Origin of the sequence: Burkholderia sp. 9779_493 (assembly GCF_015712215.1) — a bacterium.
Taxonomy (GTDB): domain Bacteria; phylum Pseudomonadota; class Gammaproteobacteria; order Burkholderiales; family Burkholderiaceae; genus Burkholderia; species Burkholderia cenocepacia.
The window spans coordinates 1-24,784 of the sequence record NZ_JACCQA010000013.1; the positions used below are offsets into that span (position 1 = coordinate 1).

23 protein-coding genes are annotated in these 24,784 nt (G+C 68.8%); 10 read left to right on the forward strand and 13 right to left on the reverse strand.

Annotated features, from left to right (window positions below):
• The 5 genes from H0X95_RS15195 to H0X95_RS15215 form a co-directional block, all read right to left on the reverse strand.
• Positions 1 to 200: acetyl-coenzyme A synthetase N-terminal domain-containing protein (locus H0X95_RS15195; RefSeq protein ID WP_321162007.1), on the reverse strand; the 200-nt coding region annotated here is incomplete at its 3' end.
• A gap of 248 nt (positions 201 to 448) precedes the next feature.
• Positions 449 to 2,335 (reverse strand): sigma-70 family RNA polymerase sigma factor, encoded by a 1,887-nt coding sequence (locus tag H0X95_RS15200; protein ID WP_196446097.1) that lies wholly within the window; start codon positions 2,333 to 2,335, stop codon positions 449 to 451.
• Positions 2,319 to 2,633, reverse strand: coding sequence for a high-potential iron-sulfur protein (locus tag H0X95_RS15205; RefSeq protein ID WP_006486122.1), 315 nt, complete (start codon positions 2,631 to 2,633; stop codon positions 2,319 to 2,321). Before H0X95_RS15205 ends, H0X95_RS15200 begins: the two co-directional genes overlap by 17 nt.
• 97 nt (positions 2,634 to 2,730) lie before the next feature.
• Positions 2,731 to 3,927: a c-type cytochrome gene (locus tag H0X95_RS15210; RefSeq protein WP_059721804.1), complete on the reverse strand. Its 1,197-nt coding sequence runs from the start codon at positions 3,925 to 3,927 to the stop codon at positions 2,731 to 2,733.
• A gap of 80 nt (positions 3,928 to 4,007) precedes the next feature.
• The gene (locus tag H0X95_RS15215) at positions 4,008 to 5,729 is read right to left on the reverse strand and encodes a methanol/ethanol family PQQ-dependent dehydrogenase (RefSeq protein WP_059721806.1); all 1,722 of its coding nucleotides are present in this window, start codon (positions 5,727 to 5,729) and stop codon (positions 4,008 to 4,010) included.
• 431 nt (positions 5,730 to 6,160) lie between these two features.
• On the opposite strand from H0X95_RS15215, the gene H0X95_RS15220 reads away from it, so the two are divergent.
• Positions 6,161 to 8,494: a TonB-dependent receptor gene (locus H0X95_RS15220; protein WP_059721807.1), complete on the forward strand. Its 2,334-nt coding sequence runs from the start codon at positions 6,161 to 6,163 to the stop codon at positions 8,492 to 8,494.
• Positions 8,495 to 8,563: 69 nt separating this feature from the next.
• On the opposite strand, the gene H0X95_RS15225 is transcribed toward H0X95_RS15220, so the two are convergent.
• Complete coding sequence (locus H0X95_RS15225; protein ID WP_059721809.1) at positions 8,564 to 9,580, reverse strand: alpha/beta fold hydrolase; 1,017 nt, start codon at positions 9,578 to 9,580, stop codon at positions 8,564 to 8,566.
• Between the two features lie 305 nt (positions 9,581 to 9,885).
• On the opposite strand from H0X95_RS15225, the gene H0X95_RS15230 reads away from it, so the two are divergent.
• The 6 genes from H0X95_RS15230 (at position 9,886) to pqqE (ending at position 15,432) form a co-directional block, all read left to right on the forward strand.
• Entirely contained in the window at positions 9,886 to 11,916 is a 2,031-nt protein-coding gene (locus tag H0X95_RS15230; protein WP_006498714.1) for a sigma-54-dependent Fis family transcriptional regulator, read from the forward strand.
• Positions 11,917 to 12,231: 315 nt separating this feature from the next.
• Complete coding sequence (gene pqqA / locus H0X95_RS15235) at positions 12,232 to 12,306, forward strand: pyrroloquinoline quinone precursor peptide PqqA (RefSeq protein ID WP_006485436.1); 75 nt, start codon at positions 12,232 to 12,234, stop codon at positions 12,304 to 12,306.
• Between the two features lie 61 nt (positions 12,307 to 12,367).
• Positions 12,368 to 13,291, forward strand: a complete 924-nt coding sequence (gene pqqB, locus H0X95_RS15240; RefSeq protein WP_006498717.1) for a pyrroloquinoline quinone biosynthesis protein PqqB — start codon at positions 12,368 to 12,370, stop codon at positions 13,289 to 13,291.
• Positions 13,292 to 13,293: 2 nt separating this feature from the next.
• On the forward strand, positions 13,294 to 14,010 hold the full coding sequence (gene pqqC, locus H0X95_RS15245; protein ID WP_043206078.1) for a pyrroloquinoline-quinone synthase PqqC: 717 nt from the start codon (positions 13,294 to 13,296) through the stop codon (positions 14,008 to 14,010).
• Positions 14,010 to 14,291 carry a pyrroloquinoline quinone biosynthesis peptide chaperone PqqD gene (gene pqqD / locus H0X95_RS15250; RefSeq protein ID WP_006480620.1) on the forward strand — a complete coding sequence of 94 codons (282 nt, stop codon included), beginning with the start codon at positions 14,010 to 14,012 and terminating at the stop codon, positions 14,289 to 14,291. Before pqqC ends, pqqD begins: the two co-directional genes overlap by 1 nt.
• Before the next feature lies 1 nt (position 14,292).
• Positions 14,293 to 15,432 carry a pyrroloquinoline quinone biosynthesis protein PqqE gene (gene pqqE / locus H0X95_RS15255; protein WP_059721811.1) on the forward strand — a complete coding sequence of 380 codons (1,140 nt, stop codon included), beginning with the start codon at positions 14,293 to 14,295 and terminating at the stop codon, positions 15,430 to 15,432.
• Positions 15,433 to 15,642: 210 nt separating this feature from the next.
• On the opposite strand, the gene H0X95_RS15260 is transcribed toward pqqE, so the two are convergent.
• Entirely contained in the window at positions 15,643 to 15,981 is a 339-nt protein-coding gene (locus H0X95_RS15260; RefSeq protein WP_006493567.1) for a helix-turn-helix domain-containing protein, read from the reverse strand.
• A 78-nt stretch (positions 15,982 to 16,059) separates the two neighbouring features.
• Between H0X95_RS15260 and H0X95_RS15265 the strand changes: the two genes are divergently transcribed.
• Positions 16,060 to 16,959 carry a hypothetical protein gene (locus tag H0X95_RS15265; protein ID WP_006485430.1) on the forward strand — a complete coding sequence of 300 codons (900 nt, stop codon included), beginning with the start codon at positions 16,060 to 16,062 and terminating at the stop codon, positions 16,957 to 16,959.
• A gap of 207 nt (positions 16,960 to 17,166) precedes the next feature.
• The gene (locus tag H0X95_RS15270; protein ID WP_006498720.1) at positions 17,167 to 17,397 is read left to right on the forward strand and encodes a hypothetical protein; all 231 of its coding nucleotides are present in this window, start codon (positions 17,167 to 17,169) and stop codon (positions 17,395 to 17,397) included.
• 155 nt (positions 17,398 to 17,552) lie between these two features.
• Here the strand turns inward: H0X95_RS15270 and H0X95_RS15275 are convergent, their stop codons facing one another.
• The 5 genes from H0X95_RS15275 to H0X95_RS15295 form a co-directional block, all read right to left on the reverse strand.
• Positions 17,553 to 18,413: an alpha/beta hydrolase gene (locus H0X95_RS15275; RefSeq protein WP_006498721.1), complete on the reverse strand. Its 861-nt coding sequence runs from the start codon at positions 18,411 to 18,413 to the stop codon at positions 17,553 to 17,555.
• A gap of 108 nt (positions 18,414 to 18,521) precedes the next feature.
• Entirely contained in the window at positions 18,522 to 19,262 is a 741-nt protein-coding gene (locus H0X95_RS15280; RefSeq protein WP_059721813.1) for an alpha/beta fold hydrolase, read from the reverse strand.
• Positions 19,259 to 20,065 (reverse strand): DinB family protein, encoded by an 807-nt coding sequence (locus H0X95_RS15285; protein ID WP_059721814.1) that lies wholly within the window; start codon positions 20,063 to 20,065, stop codon positions 19,259 to 19,261. The genes H0X95_RS15280 and H0X95_RS15285 overlap by 4 nt, the downstream gene beginning before the upstream one ends.
• A gap of 109 nt (positions 20,066 to 20,174) precedes the next feature.
• On the reverse strand, positions 20,175 to 20,606 hold the full coding sequence (locus H0X95_RS15290) for a YciI family protein (protein ID WP_006481960.1): 432 nt from the start codon (positions 20,604 to 20,606) through the stop codon (positions 20,175 to 20,177).
• 160 nt (positions 20,607 to 20,766) lie between these two features.
• The gene (locus tag H0X95_RS15295) at positions 20,767 to 22,533 is read right to left on the reverse strand and encodes an ATP-binding protein (protein WP_006481958.1); all 1,767 of its coding nucleotides are present in this window, start codon (positions 22,531 to 22,533) and stop codon (positions 20,767 to 20,769) included.
• Positions 22,534 to 22,688: 155 nt separating this feature from the next.
• On the opposite strand from H0X95_RS15295, the gene H0X95_RS15300 reads away from it, so the two are divergent.
• On the forward strand, positions 22,689 to 22,919 hold the full coding sequence (locus tag H0X95_RS15300; protein WP_006481962.1) for a hypothetical protein: 231 nt from the start codon (positions 22,689 to 22,691) through the stop codon (positions 22,917 to 22,919).
• Between the two features lie 327 nt (positions 22,920 to 23,246).
• On the opposite strand, the gene H0X95_RS15305 is transcribed toward H0X95_RS15300, so the two are convergent.
• Positions 23,247 to 24,671, reverse strand: coding sequence for an MFS transporter (locus H0X95_RS15305; RefSeq protein WP_059721816.1), 1,425 nt, complete (start codon positions 24,669 to 24,671; stop codon positions 23,247 to 23,249).
• Between the last annotated feature and the right edge of the window lie 113 nt (positions 24,672 to 24,784).

The following is a 24,784-nucleotide window of genomic DNA, read 5'->3' on the forward strand; positions in this document are numbered from 1 at the left end:
TCGTCGAGCACCTTCGTGAACGGCTTGTGCCACGTGAGGCCTTCGCGCGCGAGACGCGCCCAGAAGCCTTCGTAATCCTGCTCGGCCTCGGCGACGAGCGCGCGATAGGCCGGCATGCCGGAAATGGTCGCCGTCTTCTCGAGCGCCGCGGGCGGCGCGAACTGACGGGTTTCGTGAAGAACCGATTCGATCTTGGACAAGCGTGTCTCCATGCGTTCATGTGATTCCTGACGGCGCTCGGGAAAACGCAACATGCGTGCCAGTCGCGTGACGGATGGGGGCATGCGGCGCAAGCCGCGACAGTCCGGCGTGTCGCGCCCGCTCCCGGCTAAGCGGCGGCATCGCGGACGGTAGCGCGATGCGGCGCGGCGTTCAGAAATGCAGCAGGTCGTGTTGCAGTCCTGAGCAGTTGAGGCGAGCCGGCGGGTGATCGTCCGGCACCGCCGCGTCAGGCGAGCAACGAGCGAAGTGCCGGTGCGTGCCTGAATTGCCGGATGCGTTCGAGCGCCGATACCTCGAGCTGACGAACGCGCTCGGCCGACAGGTTCAGTTGCCGGCCGATCTCGCGCAGCGAATACTCGTTGTCGACGTCGATGCCGTACCGCAGGCGCAGAATCCACGCTTCGCGTACCGGCAGGCTGTCGATCAGCTCGGCAACCGCCGCGCGCAACTGACCGGCGCTCGCGGCTTCTTCCGGCGTCGGCGCGACGGCGTCGATCGTGACGTCGCACAACGTGAGGTCGTGATCGGGCGAAACCGGCAGGTCGGCGGAGATCGGCTCGCGCACGATGCTCATCAGCTCGCGCACCTTGTCGACCGGCAGCCGCATCTGCGTGGAGAGCGCTCGTGCGTCGGCGACGTCGCCGGTCCGTTGCCGATGGATGCGCGCGAGCCGTGACAGCTTGTTGAGCGAATCGACCGTATGTGCGGGCACGCGGATCGTGCGCCCCAGATCGGCGAGCGCATGCGTGATCGCCTGCCGGATCCACCACGTCGCATACGTCGAGAATTTGAAGCCGCGCCGGTGATCGTAGCGATCGACGGCCTTCATCAGGCCGATATTGCCTTCCTGGATCAGATCGGCGAACGGCAGGCCGCGGTCGGCATAGCGTTTGGCGACCGACACGACGAGCCGCAGATTGCTCTGGAACAGCTTCGTTCTCGCGGGCTGCATCGCGCGCTCGATCCGCGAGAGCCGCGCGTCGAGCGCGATCGCGATGTCGAGCGGCAACGGAGACTGCGCCGCGAGGCGAGCGAGCGCGCCGCGCGCGTCGATCAGCGCCGGTGCGTGGCGGGCTAGGGTGGCGGCGCAGTCGGGATGCGCGGCGCTGCATGTGTGCAGCCATGCGCGTACGTCGTCGCACGGCGCGAAGAGTTCGTGGCGCGCGGCATCGAGCGGGATGCCCGTGGCGACCAGCGTGTCGACGAGCCGTTTTTCGAGCGTGCGCGCCTGAGTCGCGCGCTCGCCGTTCGCTTGCCTGATACGCTCGATCGCGCGCGAGGTGAAGCGGATGCGGCCGGTCGACGCGGCCGCCTCGCGCAGCCGCGCCCGGTAAGCGGTGGACGCGAAGCCGTCCGCGTGCAATGCGTGCTGCATCGCCGATGCCGGTGCACCGGCGCGTTCGAGTGCTTCGACGACCGTATCGCGCCATGCGGGGCTGTCGAGGGCAACGCCTGCGTCGTCGTCGGGCGCGGGTGAGGCCATGCGTGGATCGTCGGGTAACGTCGTCGGCGCACTTGCGGCCGATTCGGCATCGCCGGCAAACCCCGTCACGTAAACCGACGCCGCCACCTTGCCGGCGCGGATGTCGTCCGCGATCGCCGCGACGGCGGCGAGTGCCGCCGGATCGCGGCTCAACGCGTCGATGCATGCCGCGCGGCCGCTTTCGAGACGAACCGCGAGCGCGATCTCTTCGTCGCGTTCGAGCAGCGGCGTCGCGCTCATTTCCCGCAGATAGAGCCGGATCGGGTCGTTGGTCCGGCCCGCGAGCAGATCGTCGGCCACGAGCGGCGTCGATGCGTCGGCGAGCGGCGACGCGACTTCCGTCACTTGCGCGAAATGACGGTCGAGCGTCCATGCGGTGTGCGCGCCGGCATGCTCGCGTACGTCGATGCCGAGCTCGCGCAGCATCGACGCGGCGGCGTCCACATCCGCGCCGTCGGTCGCGTCGTCGGGCAACGCATCGGCGATTTCGCCGTGCGTCACGTAGCCGCGATCGATGCCCAGCGCGATCAGCGCATGCAGATGCGCGGCGCGGTCGGCGTGGGCGCCGCGACACGGCGACGGCGCGCCGTCGCGTTCGCGAGCGGGCCCGGCGTCAAGCGAGCTTGGCATAGACGTTGCACCAGCCTTCCGCGGCAACCGTCTTGCCCGCGAACATCGGGCACGTCCCCGAGGATTCGCCCGCGGCGGCCTTGTAGAAGCGGCAGTTCGCACACGTCTGGCCGGCCTGGTACTTCGGGAACTTGCCGGCGTCGACGGTCGTCGCCTTGGCGCGGTAGCCGAGCGTCTTCGCCGTCGCGTCGTTTTCGTCGACGGGCGGAGCGGCGGCGAATGCGCGCGTGCCGGCCGCGAGCGCGGCGCACAGGCCGGCGGCCTGCACGAAGAAGGTTCTGCGATGACGGGAGATCATGATGCGGTCCTGAATGAAATGAACGAAAAAGCCCGGCCCGCGCGCCGGGCATGTTGCCCGGCGCGGCGGTCGATCGAAACGAAAGCGGGTGGAGCGGTTACTTGCGCGGTCCGGCGATCAGCGGCGCCTTCGACGCGTTGGCGATCTCGGCGGTCAGCTTGCTCTTCGACGCGTCGTAGCCGTTCGAATAAAGCAGGAACGCCATCAGATCCTCGTATTCCTGTGCGGTCATCTTGCCGGGGCGATCGGCCGGCATGTTGCTCGACATGTACAGGAAGATGCCGCCGACCGTGATGTGCGACTTGCCTTCGGGCGCGAACGATTCCCCGCTCAGCGCGGGTGCGGTATTGCCCTCGAGCTGGTCGCCGTGGCATTTCGCGCACGCATCGCCGTAGAGCTTCTTGCCGTGCTGGACCTGAGCCTGGTCGAACGACGGGACGCCGCTGCCTTCGCTCGTCGACACCTTGATGAAGCCGGGCCGCTGCGCGGACGCGATCGCGCCGTCGAGAAACCGGCCGGGCACGCGCGAGGCGGCGGCTTGCGCGATGCCGTCGGGTAGCGTCCAGCCGCGCGTGAGCGACGCGAGGCGGCCGTTGCCGCTCAGTTGCGACAGCGTGGCGTCGATGCGCTTTTGCAGCGCGTCCTTGCCCGGCCCGAACGCGAACGACAGTTGCCAGTCGGAGTACGGCGACGACGTCGCCGCCACCTGGAACCGTTGTTTCGGATGCGCACGCTCGTACGCGACGACGCTCGGATACCAGACGATCGCGCGTTGCGCGCGGCCCGCGGCGAGCGCGCCGATCGTTTTCTCGCTCGTGTTCTCGAGATCGAAGCGGGCATTCGTCTGCTGCGCGGCGATCAGCTGCGACGGGCTGCCGTAGGTGGCCGCGATCGTTTCCTTCGCGCCGGACGGCGCGGGCGCATCGCGCAGCGACACGCTGACGTAGCCGGAGCGCAGATAGCCCCGCGAGAACGTCATCTTCGATCCCGACGCATCGGCGATGGCCGAACGCGGGAAGCCGGCGATCACGTCGCAGTCGCGTTCGAGCGATTTCGTCAGTTCGCTGGCGGAGATGCCGTCGTCGTCGCCGTTGTCGTCGACGCCACGTGTGTTGAAGGTCGCGGCGATGCCCGCGGTGCGGAACACTTCGCGCGCGACGGCGCGATCGAGCGTGGTGGTCGGGCTGCCAGGCAGCGTGCAGATGCGCACGCCGGCCGATGCGGTTGCCGGTGTCAGCGCCACGCCCACGGCGAGCAGACTGGCGACGGCAACGGAAGTGAGACGAGTATTCATGGTCGTGTTTCCGGTTGAAGCGGGTGGGGCGTCGCGCCCGCATCGGGCGCATGCGGGCGCGACTCGGGCGTGGCGCCGGGTCAGTTCAGCGCGAACACGTAGAGCGTGCCGCCGCGCGGAACGTCCTTCGCGATGTCGGCCATCGGGCCGCCCCAGATCGGGTTCGCGCCGCCGTAGCCGGCGAGCACCGCGACATACTCCTTGCCGTCGACCTCGTACACCGACGGCTGCGAAATGATGCCGCTCGCCAGTTGCGGGCTTTCCCACAGCACCTTGCCGGTCGCCGTGTCGAACGCGTACAGGTGGCCGTCGAGCGAGCCGCTGAACGCGAGACCGCTCGCGGTGGTCGCGACGCCGCCGTTCCACGGTTTCTTCGACCAGTGGCTCCACAGCTTCTTGCCGGTGTTCACGTCGATGGCCGTCAGCTCGCCGTAGCCTTCGCTGCCCGGTTCGGGCTTGATCTCGAAGCCTTCGCCGAGGTACGGCAGGCCTTCCATGTAGCTGACCGACTTGCCGGTCAGGCTCATGCACGCATGCAGCGCCGGCACGACCGCGATGTTGCGTTCCTGGTCGTACGAGATCGACCACCAGTTCTTGCCGCCGAGGAAGCTCGGGCACGTCTCGATCGTCGTGCCGGCCTTCGGGAACTTCGACGCGTCCTGGATCGGCTTGCCGTCTTCCGTGTAGCCGGTGACCGACAATGCCTTCACGAACGGCGTCGCGTAGATCAGCTTGCCGGTCGTGCGGTCGATCGCGTGGAAGAAGCCGTTGCGGTCGGCGTGGATGATCGCGTCGTAGTCCTTGCCCTTGTACTTGATGTCCGCGAGGACGGCCGCGTTCACGCCGTCGTAGTCCCACGTGTCGTTGTTCGTGTACTGGTAGTGCCACTTCAGGTTGCCGCTCTTCGCATCGAGCGCGAGCAGCGAGTCGGAATACAGGTTGTCGCCCGGGCGCAGCGCCGCGAGCCACGGGCCGGGGTTGCCGACCCCCCAGTACAGCGTGCGCGACGCGGCGTCGTACGTGCCCGTGAGCCATGCGGCGCCGCCGCCATGGCTCTGCATGCCGTCGGGCCAGGTTTCCGCGCCCTTTTCGCCGGCGGCGGGGATCGTGTAGCGTTTCCAGACCTGCGAGCCGTCCTCCGGATTCAGCGCGGCGATGTAGCCGCGAATCCCGTATTCGCCGCCGGACGTGCCGACGATGATCGCGCCGTCGATCGCGAGCGGCGCGAGCGAGAACGCGTAGCCGAGGCCCGGCTCGAACATCTGCTTCTTCCACACGAGATTGCCGGTCTGCGCGTCGAGCGCCGCGACTTCGCCGTTCAGCATCGCGATGTAGACGTTCTTGCCGTACAGCGCGACGCCGCGGTTGACGACGTCGCAGCACGCGGTCTTGAACGAGGCCGCGCCGAGCTTCGGCTCGTATTTCCACAACTGCTTGCCGGTCTTCGCATCGAATGCGTAGACGTTGTCCTTCGGCGTCGTCACGAACAGATAGTTGCCGTTGACGATCGGCGTGGCCTCGAAGCCCTGCTTCAGGTCGGCGGGGAACTTGTACGCCCACACCTGCTTGAGATCCTTCGCGTTCGACGCGTCGATCTGCTTGAGCGGAGAATGCGAGCGGCCGTCGTAGGTGCGGTAGTAGGTCAGCCAGCCCGGGTCGCCGTGTGCATCGGTCAGGCGCTGGTAGGTCACGGCCGGGTAGTCCGCGGCCGCTTCGACGAGGCCGGGGGTCAGCGCGACGGCGGCCGCCACCGCGATTCCGATCGTCGCCAGCCGGCTCGCTGAAGCCGAGAGTTTCTTCATGGTTGTCTCCTGGGTCATTGTGGTCGCACCGCCGCGAACGTTGCGTCGCGCCGGCACGGTTGGGGTTTCCGGGCCGAGTGCCCTGCCCGTTACGCAAGTCGCATGCCATCGCGGCCGGAAGCCGGTACGGTGCGGCACACCGGCGCATCGCAGGCGATGCGTCGAGCGACGGCGTGCGCGGCGACGTCGACGCAGGTGTTGCATTCAGGTACACCGTCGCGCGTGAAGTGTTGCCAAACATGACAGGTGGCGCAGTCGGCCGGACAGCGGCGCGCCGGTCGCGCGCATCGCGTACCCGAGTGATGCGCGGCGCGGCGTGCACCGTTCATGCTCGCGGTGCTGGCACGGTTCTCGCACGCCGGCTTCGCGACAACCCGTCGCCGTGCGGTGCATCGCACGCGCCGGCGGAATAAAAGTGCGGAGACAACGGAATGATCAGGAGACCAAAGGCCGCCGGGTGGTACGGCGCGATGCGGCATGGCCGGCGTGCGCGATGCGTTGGCGTGACCGTTGGCACGTTGGCGCTGTTCGGTTTGCCGCCCGGCAGCGTGCGCGCGCAGCAGCCGGCGGACGGCGGCACGATTGCGCCGGCCGAGCCGCCGGCCGTCGTGCTGCCCGCGGTGGTCGTCGTCGGCACGACGCCGCTGCCCGGGATCGGCACGCCGCTGTCGAAGGTGCCGGCGAACGTGCAGACGGTGCGCGCGGCGGAACTCGACGCGCAGCACCGCGCGACGCTCGCCGATTTCTTCGCCGCGAACCTGCCGAGCGTGACGATCTCGGACGCACAGGGCAACCCGTATCAGGCGGACGTCAACTATCGCGGCTTCGCCGCGTCGCCGCTGCTCGGCACGCCGCAGGGGTTGTCGGTGTTCGTCGACGGCGTGCGCGTGAACGAGCCGTTCGGCGACGTCGTGAACTGGGACATCCTGCCCATGCAGGCGATCGACCGCGTGCAGCTGATTCCGGGCTCGAACCCGGTGTACGGGCTCAACACGCTCGGCGGTGCGCTCGCGATCACGACGAAGAACGGCAGGTCGAACCCGGGCGGCGAAGCGGAGGTGTCGGGCGGCTCATGGGGCCGCAAGACCGCCAGCGTCGAGCAGGGCGGCACGATCGGCTCGAACCTCGACTACTACGCGACCGCGAACGTCGCGAACGACGGCGGCTGGGCCGACCATAACGCGAGCCGCGTGCGGCAGGCGTTCGGCAAGCTGCGCTACACCGATGCGGACACGACGCTGTCGATTGCCGCGGGCGGCGCGGACAACACGCTGTCCGGCACCCAGACGATCCCGCGCTCGTTCCTCGACAACCGGAAGCAGGCGTATACGTATCCGGACCGTAACCGCAACAGCGCCGGCTACCTGACACTGTCGGGCGAGCGATTTTTCGGCGAGCACGTCGAGCTGAGCGGCAACGCGTACTACCGGCACCTGCGCAACACCAACACGAGCAGCAACAACAATACGGATTACGGATCGGTGGACGAGGACGGCGCGATCGATACGGTGCAGGGCAGCAATGCGCAATCGACGATCGTCACCGACAGCTACGGCGGCAGCGTGCAACTCACGCTGCTCGGCAAGCTGGGCGGGATGGCGAACCGGCTGGTCGCGGGCGTCTCGGCCGATGTCGCGAATTCGAGCTACGTCGCGTCGTCGCAGGACGCATCGTTTACCGATGCGCGCGCGGCGATCGGCATCGGCGATTTCGTTCCGCAGACCAGCGCGAAGACGCGCAATGCGAACGTCGGTGTGTACCTGAGCGATGCGCTGTCGCTGACGCCGCACTGGACGCTGACGCTGTCGGGCCGCTACGACTGGTCGAAAGCGCGGATCGGCGACGAGAGCGGCGTGCAGCCGCTGCTCGACGGCAGCCATGTGTTCTCGCGCTTCAACCCGGCTGTCGGACTCAACTGGAACCCGGTGCCGGGCTTGACCGCCTATGCGACGTACAACGAAGGCATGCGTTCGCCGACCGCGATCGAGCTCGCGTGCGCGGACCCGGCCGCGCCGTGCTCGCTGCCGAACGACTTCATCGCCGACCCGCCGCTCGAGCCGGTGATCTCGAAGACGTTCGAGGCCGGCATGCGCGGCCGCATCGGCGCGGCGACGACCTGGAGCGCCGCAGCCTACCGCACGACGCTGACCGACGATATCCAGTTCATCAGCAGCCCGGCCAGCGCACAGGGCTACTTCCGCAACGTCGGCGATACGCGGCGGCAGGGTATCGAGCTCGCCGGCCGCACGCGGGTCGGCCCGCTCGGTGTCGGGCTGTCGTACAGCTATGTCGACGCAACCTACCGATCGTCGTGGACCGAACACAGCCCGGCGAATTCGACGGCCGACGCGAACGGCAACGTGACGGTCAAGCCGGGCGATCGCATCCCCGGCATTCCCGCGCATACGGTGAAACTGCGGCTCGACTACGCGGCGACGCCCGCGTGGGACATCGGCGCGAACGTGACCTGGCGCGGCGGCGTGTATGCACGCGGCGACGAGAACAACGGGGACGTGAACGGCCGGCTTGCCGGCTACGTGCTGGTCGATCTCGACATGCGTTACCGGATCACGAAGCGGTTCGAGGTGTTCGCGAGCGTGACGAACCTGCTCGACAAGCGCTACGCGAGCTTCGGCGCACTCGGCCAGAATTTCTTCAACGGGCCGAACCATACATTCGACGGCGCCCGTCCGGTGAACGAACAGTTCGTCGGGCCGGGTGCGCCGCGCGGCGCGTGGGTCGGCGTGCGCTACGCGTGGGATTGAGCGGCGCGCGATCGCGTGTGGCGCGCTTGCGTGTGTCGTCGCGTCATGACACGAACGGGCGCGGGGCCGTCACGTGAGCGGCACCGTCGCGAACATCGCATTGACGGCGCGTGCGACGCTGCGCGCCAATGCCGGGTCGCTTGCCAGATGCCCGGCCTGCACGCGTTCGATTTCCGCTTCGGGTGTGGCCCGCGCGAGACGTTCGACGTTGCCGACCGGGCACACGGGATCGTGCCTCCCGTGCGCGGCGAACAGCGGCACGCCGGCTTGCGCGGCGCGTCGCGCGAGCGCGAGCACGCGGCGCTCGCCCAGCCAGCAGTCATGTTGCAGGTAGTGCGCTTGAACCCGGTATTTGTCGATCAGACGGCCGACGGTCTGGTTCGAACGGATCGTGCGGGCGGGCGAGCGGCGCGTTCGCACTGATGCGAGGATCGCGCTTTCGTATGCGTGCCACGCGAGCGCCACTGCGCGCTGGCGGGCTGTGTTCGCGCCCGGGCGCAGCCCGGCAGCGCAGCGCGACAGCAGGCGATCCGGCCGGCCGCCGCCGGCCGCTGCATGCAGGCGCCGCCACTCGCGCGGCGCACGCGTGCGGGACGTCATGAAGAGTCCGCGGATTTCGCGTCGCGACGTCAGGAACAGGCCGCGCAGCACGACGCCCGAGACCCGCGCCGGATGCGTGCCCGCATATGCGAGCGCGAGCGCCGCGCCCCACGATCCGCCGACGACTCCCCAGCGTGCAATGCCGAGCTGCTCGCGCACCGCCTCCAGATCCGCGATCAGCCGGGCGGTGGTGTTGTGGCGCGTGCCGCCGCGCGGCCCCGACGCACCCGCGCCGCGCTGGTCGACGAGCACGACGCGCAAGCGGCTGAGGTCGAACAGCCGCAGGATGCCGGCCTGGCTGCCGCTGCCGGGGCCGCCGTGCAGCACGACGACCGGGTGGCCCTGCGCGGCGCCGGCCACGGCGAAGGCGATCGATTGCGCGTCGCGGTGCAGGTGCCGGCGCGCGGGCGTGGCCGATGACGCTGGGGTATCGGGCAAGGCCCGCGGCGCGGGCGATGGCGTGGATCGAGTCGGGCGACGCGTCATGTCGATAGGGTACGAGAGGGGGGAGTCATCGGCGGCGTGGCGGTGGCCGGGCTTGCCCTGCGACAAAGCGAGAAGCGAGCCAGAAACGCGTCAGCCGCGAAGATCCGGATTCGCACGGGTAGTCACGCGTCGGGAAATCACGGTATCACGAAGGCCTGGCCGTCGCGCGACGCGACACGCTCTGCCCGGACGATTCATTACATCGAGCTTTCAATGTATGCCGCGGCGCCGGTGTGGCCCGATGCTTGCTTGCAACGACGGCAAAGAGTCCGGCAGTTGACCGGAAGGATCCCCCGGAGGAGACAATGCGCGATGACGTAGAGCAGGCGGCCGGATCACGGGCCGCGCATCCCGCTGGCTGGCCCGCGCCGTCGATCCAGAAGGCCCACGAGCGCTCGGAGACGTTCGGCCTGCAGGTATCGGCACGGCCCGACTACGACGTGCTGTCGAACGCGGCACTGGTGCTCAAGCGCGAGCAGAGCCGGGTGCTGTGCGTGCACGCGATGCCGGTGATGGAGACGCTGCATGAGCAGATCGTCAACACGCAGAGCATGATCGTGCTGACCGATGCGGAAGGGCTGATCCTGCATTCGATCGGCGACGACGATTTCCTGCGCCGCGCGGAGAAGGTCGCGCTGCGTCCCGGCGCGAACTGGGCGGAGAGTCGCCAGGGCACCAACGCGATCGGCACGGCGCTGGCCGAGCTGTGTCCGATGGTCGTCCACGGCGACCAGCACTTCCTGGCCGCGAACCGCTTCCTGACCTGTTCGAGCGTGCCGATCCTCGATCCGTACGGCGACGCGATCGGCGTGCTCGACGTGACGGGCGACCACCGCAGCTATCACCAGCACACGATGGCGCTCGCGAAGATGTCGGTGCAGATGATCGAGAATCATCTGTTTACGACGACCTTTCAGGAAACGCTGCAGGTGTCGTTCCATGGCCGCCCGGAGTTCCTCGGCACGCTGATGGAGGGGATCGTCGCGTTCACGGCCGACGGCCGCTTCCTGTCGGCCAATCGCAGCGCGCAGTTCCAGCTCGGCATGCCGCTCGCCGCGCTGCGCGCGCACACGCTGTCGTCGCTGTTCGACGTCACCAGCGCGCAGCTGATCGACCGCATGCGCGCGAGCACCGACCGGCACCTGATGCTGAATCTCGGCAACGGCGCGGTGGTCTGCGCGCGCGTGCACTTTCGCCGCGCGACGCTCGCCGAAGGCAGCCGGCCGACCGACGTGCACGACGCGGCGGCGCCGGCCGCGCGCGCGAACGCGGTGCCCGCGCCGGCGGCGGGCACGTCGGCCGGCCTGTCGCGGCTCAACTATCTCGACACCGGCGATGCGCAGGTCGCGTGCGTGATCGCGAAGGTGCGCAAGGTGATCGGCAAGGACATCCCGATCCTGATCACCGGCGAGACCGGCACCGGCAAGGAGCTGCTCGCGCAGGCGATCCACAACGACTCGCCGCGGCGCGACGCGCCGTTCGTCGCGGTCAATTGCGCATCGATTCCGGAGACGCTGATCGAGTCCGAGCTGTTCGGTTACGAGGAAGGCGCGTTCACCGGCGCGCGCCGCAAGGGCGCGATCGGCAAGCTGCTGCAGGCGAACGGCGGCACGCTGTTCCTCGACGAGATCGGCGACATGCCGTATCCGCTGCAGGTGCGGCTGCTGCGCGTGCTGCAGGAGCGCCTCGTCAACCCGCTCGGGTCGACGAAGACGATCGCCGTGGACATCGCGATCATCTGCGCGACGCACCGCGATTTGCGCGACATGATCGCGCAGAACCGTTTTCGCGAGGATCTCTACTACCGGCTGAACGGCCTCGTGGTGCGCCTGCCGCCGTTGCGCGACCGCACCGATCTCGCGGTCGTCGTGCAGAAGATGCTGCAGCGGGAAGCGTTCGCGGGCCCGGGCCGGCCGCCGCTGTCGGTCGCGCCGGACGTGATGGAGTTGTTCGTGCGCTGCACGTGGCCGGGCAACTTCCGCCAGCTCGGCAACCTGCTGCGCACGGCGGCCGCGATGGTCGACGACGACGGCGAAATCCGCCGCGAGCACCTGCCGGACGATTTCTTCGACGACCTGCGGCGCGGCGATGCGCAGCCCGTGCAGGCGGCGCCCGATTCGCTTGCCGCGGCGAGCGCCGGGCCTGGCGTCGCGGACGCGTTGCCGCTCGCCGACGCGCGCCTGCAGGACGTCGCCGCGTCCGCGATCGCCGCCGCGCTCGCGCGTCATGGCGGCAACGTGTCCGCCGCGGCGCGCGCGCTCGGCGTGTCGCGCAACACGATCTACCGGAAGATGCCGGCCGCCGACGCGGGACGCCATCCGTCGGAAGAGAGCTGACGCGCGGCCGTCGCGCCGTGCGCGACCTGTCACAGCCGGTGTGTCAAGTTGCAACACCGGTGTTCAACGATTCAACACCTGTCACCACTCGCGGACATCGCGTCGCCGGGGTGGCGGACCGCATTCGCGCGAATCGTGTCGGCGATTCGTAAGGTTTCCGCGCCGATGCCCGGAAGACGGCCGTCTACCGCCGCGGCGCCGCCGAAATACCGCTTCGGCACGCTCCTTGCTGAAGAGGAACCGACCGCTCGATTGCCGCGGTCGTTCGATTCATCCGGCAACACATCAACTCATCAACTCAACAGGAGACACACCATGCAGTGGACGACACCGTCTTACACCGACCTGCGCTTCGGCTTCGAAATCACGATGTACATCGCCAACCGCTGATCGCCGTGCGTGCCGCCCGTTTCGCCGTGGTCGGCGCGGGCGGCCTCGGGAGCTGACGCCCATGAAGATCAAGATACTCGGCTCGGGAGCCGGCGGCGGGCTGCCGCAATGGAACTGCAATTGCGCGAACTGCCGCCGTGCACGCAGCGGAAGCGGCCACGTGCTGCCGCGCACGCAGTCGTCGATCGCGGTCAGCGACGACGGCATCGACTGGGTCCTCGTCAATGCGTCGCCCGACATTCTTTCCCAGTTGCGCGCGGACCCGGACCTGCAACCGGCACGCGCGATCCGCGACAGCGGCATCGCCGCCGTCGTGCTGTGCGACGCGCAGATCGATCACGTGACGGGCCTGCTGATGCTGCGCGAGCGCTCGACGCCGCTGCCGCTCTACGCGAGCGCGCCGGTGCTCGACGACCTGTCGACCGGCTTGCCGCTCGTGCCGCTGCTCGGCCATTACTGCGGCGTCGCCGCGCATACGATCGCGCCCGGCGAGCCGTTCGCGGTGCCGGCGGCGAGCGGGATCCGGTTCACCGCGATCGCGGTCGACAGCAAGCCGCCGCCTTATTCGCCGCGGCGTGCGTCGGCCGCACCCGGCGACAACATCGCGCTGTCGATCGAGGACGTCGCGAGCGGGCGGCGCGCGTTCTATGCGCCGGGGCTCGCGTCGGTCACCGACGAGGTACGCGCGGCCATGGACGGCGCCGATCTCGTGCTGGTGGACGGCACGTTCTGGACCGGGACCGAGATGATCGATCTCGGCCTGTCGCACAAGCATGCGGCCGACATGGGGCATCTCGCGCAGTGCGCGGAACACGGGCAGCCCGGCATGATCGACTGGCTCGACACGCTGCCTGCGCGAACGCGCAAGGTGCTCACGCACATCAACAACACGAACCCGATTCTCGATCCGCATTCCGTCGAGCACGCGCACCTGCGCGCGCACGGCATCGACGTCGCGCACGACGGCATGCAATTCCAGGTCTGACGATGAACGCACCGATCCCCGCTACGGCGTTGCACGCGACGCCCTGGACCGCGACCGAATTCGAGGCGCGCCTGCGTGCGCTCGAATCGCGCTATCACATCCATCATCCGTTCAACCGGCGGCTCAACAGCGGCGCCTGTTCGCCCGCGCAGATCCGCGGCTGGGTCGCGAACCGCTTCTACTACCAGATCTGCATTCCGCTCAAGGATGCGGCGATCCTGTCGAACTGTCCCGATCGCGACACGCGGCGCCGCTGGATCCAGCGGCTGATCGACCACGACGGGCAGGGCGACAACGCAGGCGGCATCGAGGCGTGGGTGCGGCTCGGCGAAGCGTGCGGCCTGACGCGCGACGAACTGTGGTCGCTCGAACACGTGCTGCCCGGCGTGCGTTTCGCGGTGGACGCGTACGTGAACTTCGCGCGGCGCGCGCCGTGGCAGGAAGCCGTGTGCTCGTCGCTGACCGAGATGTTCGCGCCGCAGATCCATCTCGACCGGCTCGCCGGCTGGCCGTCGCATTACCCGTGGATCGAGCCGGCCGGGCTGCATTACTTCCGCAGCCGCGTGCCGCTCGCGCAGCGCGACGTCGAGCATGGGCTCGCGGTCACGCTCGCGCATTTCACGACACCGGACGCGCAGCAGCGCGCGCTCGGCATTCTGCAATTCAAGCTCGACATCCTGTGGTCGATGCTCGACGCCGTCGAAAAGGCCTACCCGTGATGAACGCGATCGAAGCCGCCAGCGGCGTGCCGCTGCGCCCCTGCCTCAGGGGCATGTACCGCCTGCAATGGGAGGCGGCCCAGGATGCGTACGTGCTGCTCTATCCGGAGGGCATGGTCAAGCTCAACCCGAGCGCGGGCGAGATTCTCGCGCGCTGCGACGGCACGCGCGAACTGGACGACATCATCGGCGAGCTCGAGCGCCTGTTCATGCAGTCGGATCTCGCGACCGACGTCTACCGTTTTCTCGATCATGCGCGACTGCGCGGCTGGCTGGACTGACATGACGCCCGACACCCCCCGTCCGTCCGCGCCGCTGTGGCTGCTCGCGGAACTCACGTACCGCTGCCCGCTGCACTGCGCGTTCTGCTACAACCCGGTCGACTTCGCGACGCACGGCGCGGAACTCGACACCGACGCGTGGCGCACGGTCATCGGCGACGCGCGCGCGCTCGGCGCCGCGCAGATCGGCTTCTCGGGCGGTGAGCCGCTGCAGCGCGGCGACCTCGAGACGCTCGTCGCGCATGCGCGCGGGCTCGGCTTCTATACGAATCTGATCACGTCGGGCATCGGGCTGAACGTCGCGCGCATCGAGCGGCTCAAGGCCGCCGGGCTCGACCACATCCAGTTGTCGCTGCAGGATTCGACGCGCGAGCTGAACGATTTCCTGACCAGCACACGCACGTTCGAACTGAAGCGCGACGTGGCGCGGCTGATCAAGGCGCACGGCTATCCGATGGTGCTCAACTGCGTGCTGCATCGCTACAACCTGCCGCACGTGGGGCAGATCATCGAGATGGCGCTCGATCTCGGCGCCGATTACCTGGAACTCGCGAACACGCAGTACTACGGCTGGGCGATGCTCAATCGCGACCAGTTGATGCCGACCGTCGAGCAGGTGCGCGAGGCCGAGGATACGGTCAACCGCTATCGCAAGCTGATCGGCGAGCGCTGCAAGATCCTGTTCGTCGTGCCCGACTATTTCGAGCGCCGCCCGAAGGCCTGCATGAACGGCTGGGGCTCGGTGTTCCTCGGCGTCGCGCCGGACGGCACCGCGCTGCCGTGCCATGCCGCGCGGTCGCTGCCGGGGCTCGCGTTGCCGAACGTGCGCGACCGCTCGCTGCGGGACATCTGGTACGACAGCGACGCGTTCAACGCGTTTCGCGGCGACGACTGGATGCGCGAGCCGTGTCGGACGTGCGACGAGCGGCATGCGGATCACGGCGGTTGCCGGTGTCAGGCGTACCTGCTGGCCGGCGATCCGAACGAAGCCGATCCGGTGTGCGCGAAATCCGCCCATCACGGCCAGGTCGAACAGGCCGTGCAGTTCGCGCGCCGGCGCGCGCCGCCCGACGAACGGCCGCTGGTTTTTCGCAGCAGGGAGAATTCGCTCGCGCAATGCGGCGTGACGTGCGACGGTTGACGGGGCACGGCCGGGACGACGGCAGGCCGCGTCGTCGCCGCGCGTGTCGCTGCCGCCGGCAGCGGCTATCCGCGCTTCGATGCGGTGCTGCGCGATGCGTGGCTCACGAGCCGCTGCGCCACGCATGTAGAGAACGGCGCGCCGTCGCCGATCCGGGCGCGCGTGCCGATCACGTTCAATCTCGATGAATGACGGGGCCCGTCGCCGCCATTACCCGTCATCCGCCTTCGCCTGCAAATCCTTCAGCCCCTGAATCACGACCAGCAGCGCGCGCCCGTGCTCGTCCGAGCCGTCCCACGCGTCGACGATCGCGTCGCGCAGCAGGTCGTTGTACCGGCGGCGTGACGGCTCCGTGTCGACACCGTAGAAACTGCATAGCTTGTTGAATGGCGCGCTGCGGCGCAGCCGGCGCCCGTTCGACAGCCGAAGGCGCGACACGGTGGGCTGGCTGACCCCGGAAAGTCGCGCGATTTCGCTGGACGAGCGTGTATCTGCCAGCAGGCGGCGCAACAGGTCTTGAACGGGAAAATCTTGGTCCGGGGCTTCCATGCGATGCATTATACCTATACAGTTACGGCTGTTGAATGGGCTTGCTGTCACCAGCGAGGCTGTATCCCGAGAAAGTTGATGACACTGAAACACCTCCCTCCCACGTTCTGCTGGACCAAGATCGGTACCGAGTCCGGCGAGGAACTGCCGACCGTCGTGCTCCGCAAGGAATGGGAGCGCCGGCTCGGGGGCGGGCGTTTTCTGTGGGGCATCAACCAGCCGCTCGGCAGCAGCGCGCAAGTCGCCGCGCATCGCACGGGTTCGCTGCTCGCGCTGTTTTCGCCGGTCGCGTCGCGTCCGCGCGCGGGCGAGCGCAAGGACGCGCTGCTGTGGAATGCTTGGGTCGACGCAAGCGGCCAGGTGCGGCCGTTGCCGCCGCATACGTTCATCGCCAGCCGCTCGACGTTGCCGTCGGGCCGGCGGCGCGAGCAGCACTACGCGCTCGTGTGCGCGTCGTCCACCGCGCTGACGGTCGGCACGCAGTTGCGCGTGTTTCCCGACCACCTGCGCAGCGTGAGCACCGGCAAGCCGCTGGGCGCCGCGCAAGGAGCGGCCGTGGTCGACTGCATCGGGCGGGCGAAGGAGCAGACGGGCAAGAGCTATCCGCTCGCGCTGTCGGTCGAGCTCGAAGCACCGTATTTCGTGCGGCTCGCGCAGCCGTGCGTGCTGAAGGCGCGCGATCTCGCGGAAGTGAACAAGGCCACGCGCGCGGGCGATTTCGATCGCTTCGTCGAGCTGGTCGCGCGCTTGCGCGGCCGTTCGCCGACGGATGCCGTGCGCGGCGTCACGCGCGATCTGTTCGACGTGCCGCCGCTCGAAACGGCGGCCGCGTATGTGCCGCCCACCCACGTCGCGCGCCTGCGCAACCGGCCGGCGGCCGAGCATCCGCGCGATCTCACCGGCGATCTGTTCGACCTGTCGCCGGGCGAGGCGGCCGCGTTCGCGGGGCTGGCGCATCCGCGCGTCGGGCGCGCGTGACGCCACGCGCGGAGCCGTTCGCGCAAGAATTTGTTGCAATCTCGCCGTAGCGGATCGGCGAGCGCGGAGGGACAATCGGCACGAAGCGCGCGGTGCGGCGGCCGATGCGTCGACACGCGACGGGTCGTGGTTCACGCCGCCGACATGCGTACCACGCACACTGAGCGTCGGCGTGCTTCACACTGCAATCCTGAGGGAGGAGTGTCGATGTCGACCCACATCTGTTCGCCGGAAGCACGAGCCGCACAACGCTTCGTCGAAGCGACGCGCAACGTCGATCAGGCGTTTCGCGCGGTGCGCGGCGAAAGCGACGACGACGGCTCGTCGGCCGAATACGCACGCGCGATGTCGCGTCTCGATCGCGCGCTCGACGAGCTGGCGCGTGCACAGGAATTCTTCGATCGCGTCGTCGGCGCGGACACCGCGCACGACAACTGACCGGCTCGCCGCTTTCGTTTGCCGCGCGCGTCGGGCGACGCGCGTTCATCTTCTTGCCGGGCGCGCTGCGCGGCATGCCGGTTCGTCATCCCGTTTCGACTTTCGACGTCAGGCTTTGCCGCCTCAGGCGGTAGCCGCGCCTCAGCCCGCGCGCGTCATGCCCGGCGCGGCGGGCGTGGCACGAACGCGTAGCCGCGATGCTGGAACGACGTCGCGAAGAACCGCATCTGATAGCGGATCGCGTTCGCCCAGTAGTCCCACGTATGGCCGCCTGGCCGCTCCGCATAGTCGTGCGGCACGCCGAGCGCGACGAGCCGTTCGTGCAGCGTGCGGTTCGAGCCGACGAAGGCATCGTCGCGGCCGCAATCGATCGTCAGGTCGAGATGCGCGCGCACGAATGACCGCGCGCTTTCGACGATCACGTTGCGGTTCCAGAACGACGGATGGCGGTCGGGATCGCCGAACACGTGGGCGATCCCCGGCTCCTCCGTGCAGCAGCGCGGATCGACCGCGCCGCTGATGCTGCCGACCGCGCCGAAGGTGTCGGGGCGGTCGAGCGCGATGCGCAGCGCGCCGAAGCCGCCCATGCTGAGCCCGGTGATCGCGCGCGCGTGCTGGGTCGCGATCGTGCGGAAATGCAGGTCGACGTAGGACACGACTTCGTCGCCGATGAAGGTCTCGTAGCGGCTGCCCGAATCGAACGGGCTGTCGATGTACCAGCTTTCATGTCCGCCGTCGGGCATCACGAGGATCACGCGGTAGCGGTCGGCCAGCGCGGCGATGTGCGTGTTCGACGTCCAGTCGGTATGGTCGCCGCCCGAGCCGTGCAGCAGATACACGACGGGGTAGCGTTCGCCGTGGTTGTCGCGCGCGTAATCGTCGGGCAGCACGATGGTGGCCTTGAGCGTCTCGCTCATCGCGGCGCTCGGGATCGCGACGACCCGCGCATGGAATGCGAACGCAGGGGGCGTGACGGCGAGCAGCAGAAGCAGCCAGAAGGTACGTGCCAGGCGCATCGATCCTTGCATGTGTCGACCCAGTCCGGCCGGATGCCGGGAAAACCCTGTTGCGACGACTCTAGCAACCGCGCCTTTCAACCATATTTCGGTGAATCCTACGGGTTGTCAGGCGGCCGGCTTGCATACGATGCGCGCGAGGGCGGCGCGCAACGCATCGGGCCGCTCGGCCGCGATCAGGTGGCCGCAGCCGGCGATCGTGTCGAAGCCGGCGCAGCGGGCGAGCGCGTATTCGGGCACGTGCCAGCCCGCGCGCGAGCGTTCGCCGGCGATCAGCCAGACCGGATGACGCTCGAACACTTGCGCGAGCGCCGGCAGGTAACCCGCGTCGCCGGTCGTCTCGACCACCGAGCGGCCCATCGCGCGCAGCGTCGATGCCGGCTGATGCGCGAGCCAGCGGCGTGCGTCGTCGAGCTGACTCGGCGACGGTGCGTCGATCGCGCCGCGCAGCCAGTCGAGCGGCGCCGCGCGCAGGCCGTCGAGCATCGCGTCGGCTTCGTCGGGCGTCATGCGCCCGACCGATGCGGACCAGAACGCATCGTCGAGCGTGAAATTGCCTTCGACGTTGACGATGCGCCGCACGCGTTCGGGGTGCGCATGCGCGAACAGCATCGCGATCGCGCCGCCGACCGAATGGCCGACGACATCGACCGGCCGCATGCCGACGTGCATCTCGACGGTTTGCCGCACGTGCTCGACCTGCGCGGCAAGCGAGATCGCGTCGGGCGGCGTGGCGCGATGCGCGCCGTAGCCGAGCAGGTCGGGGCACAGATGCGGGCCGTGCCATCCGCGCACGTCGAACGTGCCGATGAAGCCGTGAATGAAGACGACGGGCGTGGGCTGGATCATGCGGCGTGTGCGGAAGGAAGCGGCGGCAATTCGAGTTCGGCGAGCAGTTCGTCGAGCTCGAGCAGGTGCGTGCGGTCGTGGTCGAGCAACTCGCGCACGAGTTCGTCGAGCGACATCCGGCGAATGCCGTCGCGCAGCCCGCAGCGTGCGAGTTGCGATGGGTCCAGCGCGGCCGCGGTGGCGCACAGCGCGGCGCGGCCGCTGCGGAACGCCGCGACGGCGAGATCGAGCGGCTGCGCGAGATAGTCGCGTTGCGTGGCGAGCGCGGTGCCGTCGACGGATTCGATCACGGGCAGCTCGGCCGTGCGCACGGCGTCGATGCGTGCGGCGAACACCGCATCGAGATCGCGCAGGTGGCACGCATGTTCGACGAGCGAGAAGCCGGTGCCGGCCGGGCGGCGCGTGGCCAGCGCCGCCGGTACATGCGCGGCACGGGCGGCGAGCCGGGCGGGCATGCGGGCCAGCGCGGCGACGACGTCGGCGAACGGCAGCCGCTGCGGGTGCGCGGCGAACACCGCGCCGTAGCTGAACAGCGCGCCGCCGAGCCGCCCGCGCGCCTGCACGACCTCATGGCCGTGGCGACGCATCACGTCGGCGACCATCGCGCCGCAGAACTGGCGGGCCGTCGTGTCGGCTTCGACTTCGGGGAATTTGCGTACGATCTCGTCCTGGATCGCGCCGATCGCGGCGACGCCGACGCGCGACAGCGCCGCGAACTCGAGATAGCGCTCGGGCTGCTCGATCAGCGCTTCGAGCTGGGCGCCGAGCGCGGTCGAGCGGAAACGGTCGAAACGGGAATGCATGACGAAGCCCTGCCGAGTAACGTGACAAAACGATACGTTACTCGGCAGGGCTTCGTCAACGGGCTCGTCCGGGCGCGTGCGAGATTCGCGTGCGCCGCCCGCTTGCGGTTCAGGACTTCTGCCGGGCGTCGACCTCCGCACGCATCCGCGCCTCCTGCTCCTGCAACTCCGGCGTGAATGCGTCGCCGAAATCTTCCGCCTCGAACAGCGGGCGGATCTCGATGTCGGAGTCGCCGGGCATCGGGTTCGGGCAGCGCTTCACCCATTCGACCGCTTCTTCCATCGATTTCACTTGCCACAGCCAGTAGCCGGCGACGAGTTCCTTCGTTTCGGCGAACGGGCCGTCGATGACGGCGCGGCTCTTGCCGGAAAAGTGCACGCGTTTGCCGTGGCTGCTCGGGCGCAACCCGTCGGCGGCGAGCAGGATGCCGGCTTTCACGAGTTCTTCATTGAAGCGGCCCATTTCGGCCATGATTTCGGTGTCGGGCATTTGGCCGGATTCCGAATCGGCGGTGGCTTTGACGATGACCATGACGCGCATTGTCGTATCTCCTTGAACGTGAATAGGACGTTTGCCGGCGGTGCGACGGCAAAACGATCGGTTACGACAACACGACGCGCGACGGCGACGCGAATCGACATCGCGGGTAAAAAAATTCAGCGGCGATCGGAATGGCGAGGGGCGCCGTGTCGGCAATGCGTCAGGCCGCGTCGGCCTGCGCATCGAGCACGCTGCGGATCCGCGCGGCGAGTTCGTCGCGCCGGTAAGGTTTGCCAAGCAGCATCACGCCGGGGTCGAGCCGCCCCGCATGGAAGATCTCGTCGCGTGTGTAGCCCGAGGTGAACAGCACCGGCAACGGCGGCTTGCGCAGCGCGGCGCGGCGTCCGAGTTCGCCGCCCTTCACGCGGCCCGGCATGATCACGTCGGTAAACAGCAGATCGATCGGCGTCTCGCTGTCGAGCACGCGCAGCGCGGCTTCGCCGTCGGACGCCGTGATGACCTTGTAGCCGAGCTGCGCGAGCATGTCGACCACCGTCAGCCGGACATCCGCATCGTCCTCGACGACGAGGATCGTTTCGCGGCCGCGCATCGCGTCGTGCTGCGGCGTGCGGGCAGGCTCGTCGGCCGCCTCGTGGCAGCGCGGAAACGTGAGGCGCACGGTGGTGCCCTGGCCGGGCGTGCTGTCGATCGACACGTGGCCGCCGCTCTGCTTGACGAAGCCGAACACCATGCTGAGCCCGAGCCCGGTGCCTTCGCCGTCCGGCTTGGTCGTGAAGAAGGGTTCGAAGACGCGTTCGAGCACGTCGGCCGTCATGCCGACACCCGTGTCGGCGATCTCGAACGTCACGTATTCGCCGGGCGGCATCGGCGCGCGGCGCGTGCCGGCCGCGGGGCCGGGCTGCGTGCTGTTGTATGCGGCGATCGTCAGCGTGCCGCCGCCGCGCATCGCATCGCGCGCGTTGATCGCGAGGTTCAGCAGTGCGTTTTCGAGCTGGTGCCGGTCGGCGAGTACGTTGCCCACGTCGGGCGACAGCGCGGGGACGATTCGCACCGCTTCGCCGAGCGCGTGGTGCAGCATCTCGTGCATGCCGTCGATCAGCCGGCACGGGTTCAGCGTGGTCGGCGCAAGCGGCTGGCGTCGCGCGAACGCGAGCAGGTGCGACGCCAGTTGCGCGCCGCGCCGCACGGCGTTGTTCGCGTTCTCGATCCGTGGCTGCGCGCTCGCATGCGCGCCGAGTTCGACGGAGAGGATCTGCAGGTTGCCGCTGATCACCTGCAGCACGTTGTTGAAGTCGTGCGCGATGCCGCCGGTCAGGCTGCCGATCGCTTCCATCTTCTGCGCGTGACGCAACTGTTCCTCGATCGCCGCGCGCTCGGCGATCGCGTCGGTCACGCGCTGTTCGAGCGTTTCGGTCAGGTTGCGCAGCTCGGCATTGGATGCCTGCAGCGCCGCTTCCGCGCGATCGCGATGGCGCGTGGCGAGCACGCGCTCGGTGGTCTCGACGACGACGGCGAGCACGCCGCCCGGCGCGCCGTCGTCGTCGGGCAGCGGGCTGTAGTGCAGATCCATCCACACGTCTTCGGGGCGGCCGCTGCGCAGCAGCACGAGCGCCTTGTCGCGATAGGACAGCGTGCCGCCGGCGAGACAGGTGTTCATCACGTTGCGGTTGAAATCGGCGACTTCGGGCCAGCCGAGTTCGACCGGCTGGCCGAGCAGATACGGATGGCGGCCGCCGGCGAACCCGGCATACGCGTCGTTGTAGATCATGTAGCCGGGGCGGCCCCACAGCATCACCAGCGGCAGCGGCGAGGCAAGCACAGCGCGGACTGCCGCGACGAGGCTGGCGGACCAGCCGTCGATCGGGCCCAGCCCGGTGGCCGACCAGTCGAATGCGGTAATGCGTCGGGCCATGTCGCCCTGCCAGCCGGGGCAAGCGTGATGCTGCGCGAACAACTCGACATGCATGGAAGCGCTCCGATGAGGACATGCGGCCGCGGGCGGTGCGGCAGGTCGCGTAAGCGTGGTCCATTTTAGAGCAGATCGATCCGCGCGGCCGCTGTCACGGAGCGCCTCGGCAAAACTGGTATGCTGGTCCACACCACGTTTACGCGGAGGGCGCCATGGCTGCTAAGGAAGTCTCGAAGAAGAAGTACCTGAAGATTCTGAACAAACGCCTGCGTGCGGAGCCGGCGGCCCCGGCCGGCGCGTCGTTCGTCTTTTTCCCGCTGGGTGCGAAGGCCAAGCACGCGACGGGCGTCGTGTCCGGCGACGCGCGCAGCAAGCGCGAACTGGCGGTGATGGCCGCAGTTCAGCGCAAGGCGGCCGAAGAGTTCATCGTCGCCGGCGCCTGACCGGCCCCGGCCCCGGCCCCGGCCCCGGCCGTCGCGCCGCCGGAAGACCGCCGCCGCGGCTTACGCGGCGCGGCTTCGCGATGAGCGAGCGCGCCGGCGAGCACGCGCGGGATGTCGTGCGCGATCACCGGGCCGTGCATCGGCAGGGCGATGTCGAGATCGAGCGCGTGGATCCAGCGCGCTCGCCAGGTGCGGGAGCGACGGCAGGTAGGCCGAGCGTGCGATCGAATCGACGATCGCCGGCAGCGGGTCGTCCGTTTCCTCGTCGCCGAAACGCATCAAGATGTCCGACGACAGCAGCAGCGTGTACGCGGGCCAGGCCGGTGATCAGGACGCCTTGTCCGCCGCCGTCGCCGGATACCGGCCGCTGCCGCCCGCGTCGTCGCCTGCCGCCAGTTGCTCCAGCGCGAGGCCCTTCGTCTCGATTCCCAGTGTCCACACGGCGATGGCCGCCGCGACGAACGACAGCGCGCCGAGCGTGAACACGCCGCCCTGGCCGAACACCGGCAACACGACGCCGACCACGTAAGGCCCGATCAGCGAACCGATGCGACCGATCGCCGACGCGAAGCCCGAACCGGTCGCGCGTGCGCCGGTGCCGTACAGCTCGGGCGTGTACGTGTACAGCGCCGCCCACATCCCGAACAGGAAGAACTGCATCGCGAGGCCCGTGACGATCAGCAGCGTCGTGCTGCCGCCGTACAGCGCGCTCTGGCCGTATGCGTACGCCATCGCACCGCCGCCGATCAGCGATGCGATGCAGGTCGGCTTGCGGCCCCAGCGTTCGACGAGCCACGCGGCGCACAGGAAGCCCGGCACGCCGCCGAGCGAGATCAGCACCGTGTAGAACACCGACTTCGTGACTTCGAAGCCGGCCTGCTGCAGCAGCGCGCCGAGCCAGGACGTGAGGCCGTAGAAGCCGAGCAGCGCGAAGAACCACAGCAGCCACACCATCACCGTGCGGCGACGGTACACGCCGCTCCAGATCTCGCGCAGCGCGCCGCGACCGCGTGCGGCGGCCGGCTCGGCGAGCCGCGACGGCGGCGGCAGCGTCGTGACGCTGGCCGAGCGCATCACCTTCGCCTCGATCGAGTGCATCACCGTGTCGGCTTCCGCGTGCCGGCCCGCATGTTCGAGCCAGCGCGGCGATTCCGGCACGATGCGGCGTACGACGAGCACGAACACGGCCGGAATCGCGAGCAGCGCGAACACGGTGCGCCAGCCGAACTGCGGCAGCACGAAATACGCGACGATGCCGGCCGTGATGAAGCCGAGCGGCCAGAAGCCGTCCATCAGCGCGATCAGGCGGCCGCGTTTCTCGGTCGGCACGAATTCGGACAGCAGCGTCTGCGCGACCGGAAACTCCATCCCCATCCCGATGCCGAGCAACACGCGATAGACGATCAACGCGTCGACGCTCTGCGCGGTCGAGCACAGGTACGACGCGGCGCCCCACAGCACCATGCTCCACTGGAACACCGGCCGACGGCCGAAACGGTCGGCGAGCAGGCCGGCGACGGCCGCGCCGAGCACCATCCCGAAGAAGCTCGCGCTCGCGACGAGGCCGGCGGCCGCGGTCGACAGCCCGAACTCCTTGCGAATCGAGCCGAGCACGAACGTCATCGTGCCGAGGTCGACCGAATCGAAGAAGAACGCGATCGCGATGATGAAGAAGATGCGCTTGTGATAGCCGGAGAACGGCAGGCGTTCGAGCCGGGCGGCGGCGGAGGCGGGAGCGGTGGCGGCGGGCATGGCGTCCTCTGAAATGAAAAAGGGGCCGCGCAGCGCATGCTCGAGGGCCCCGATGCTTCGTATTCAGTAGACGCGACCACAAACTGCCGCATCGGAGGAAAAGCGCCGCCCGC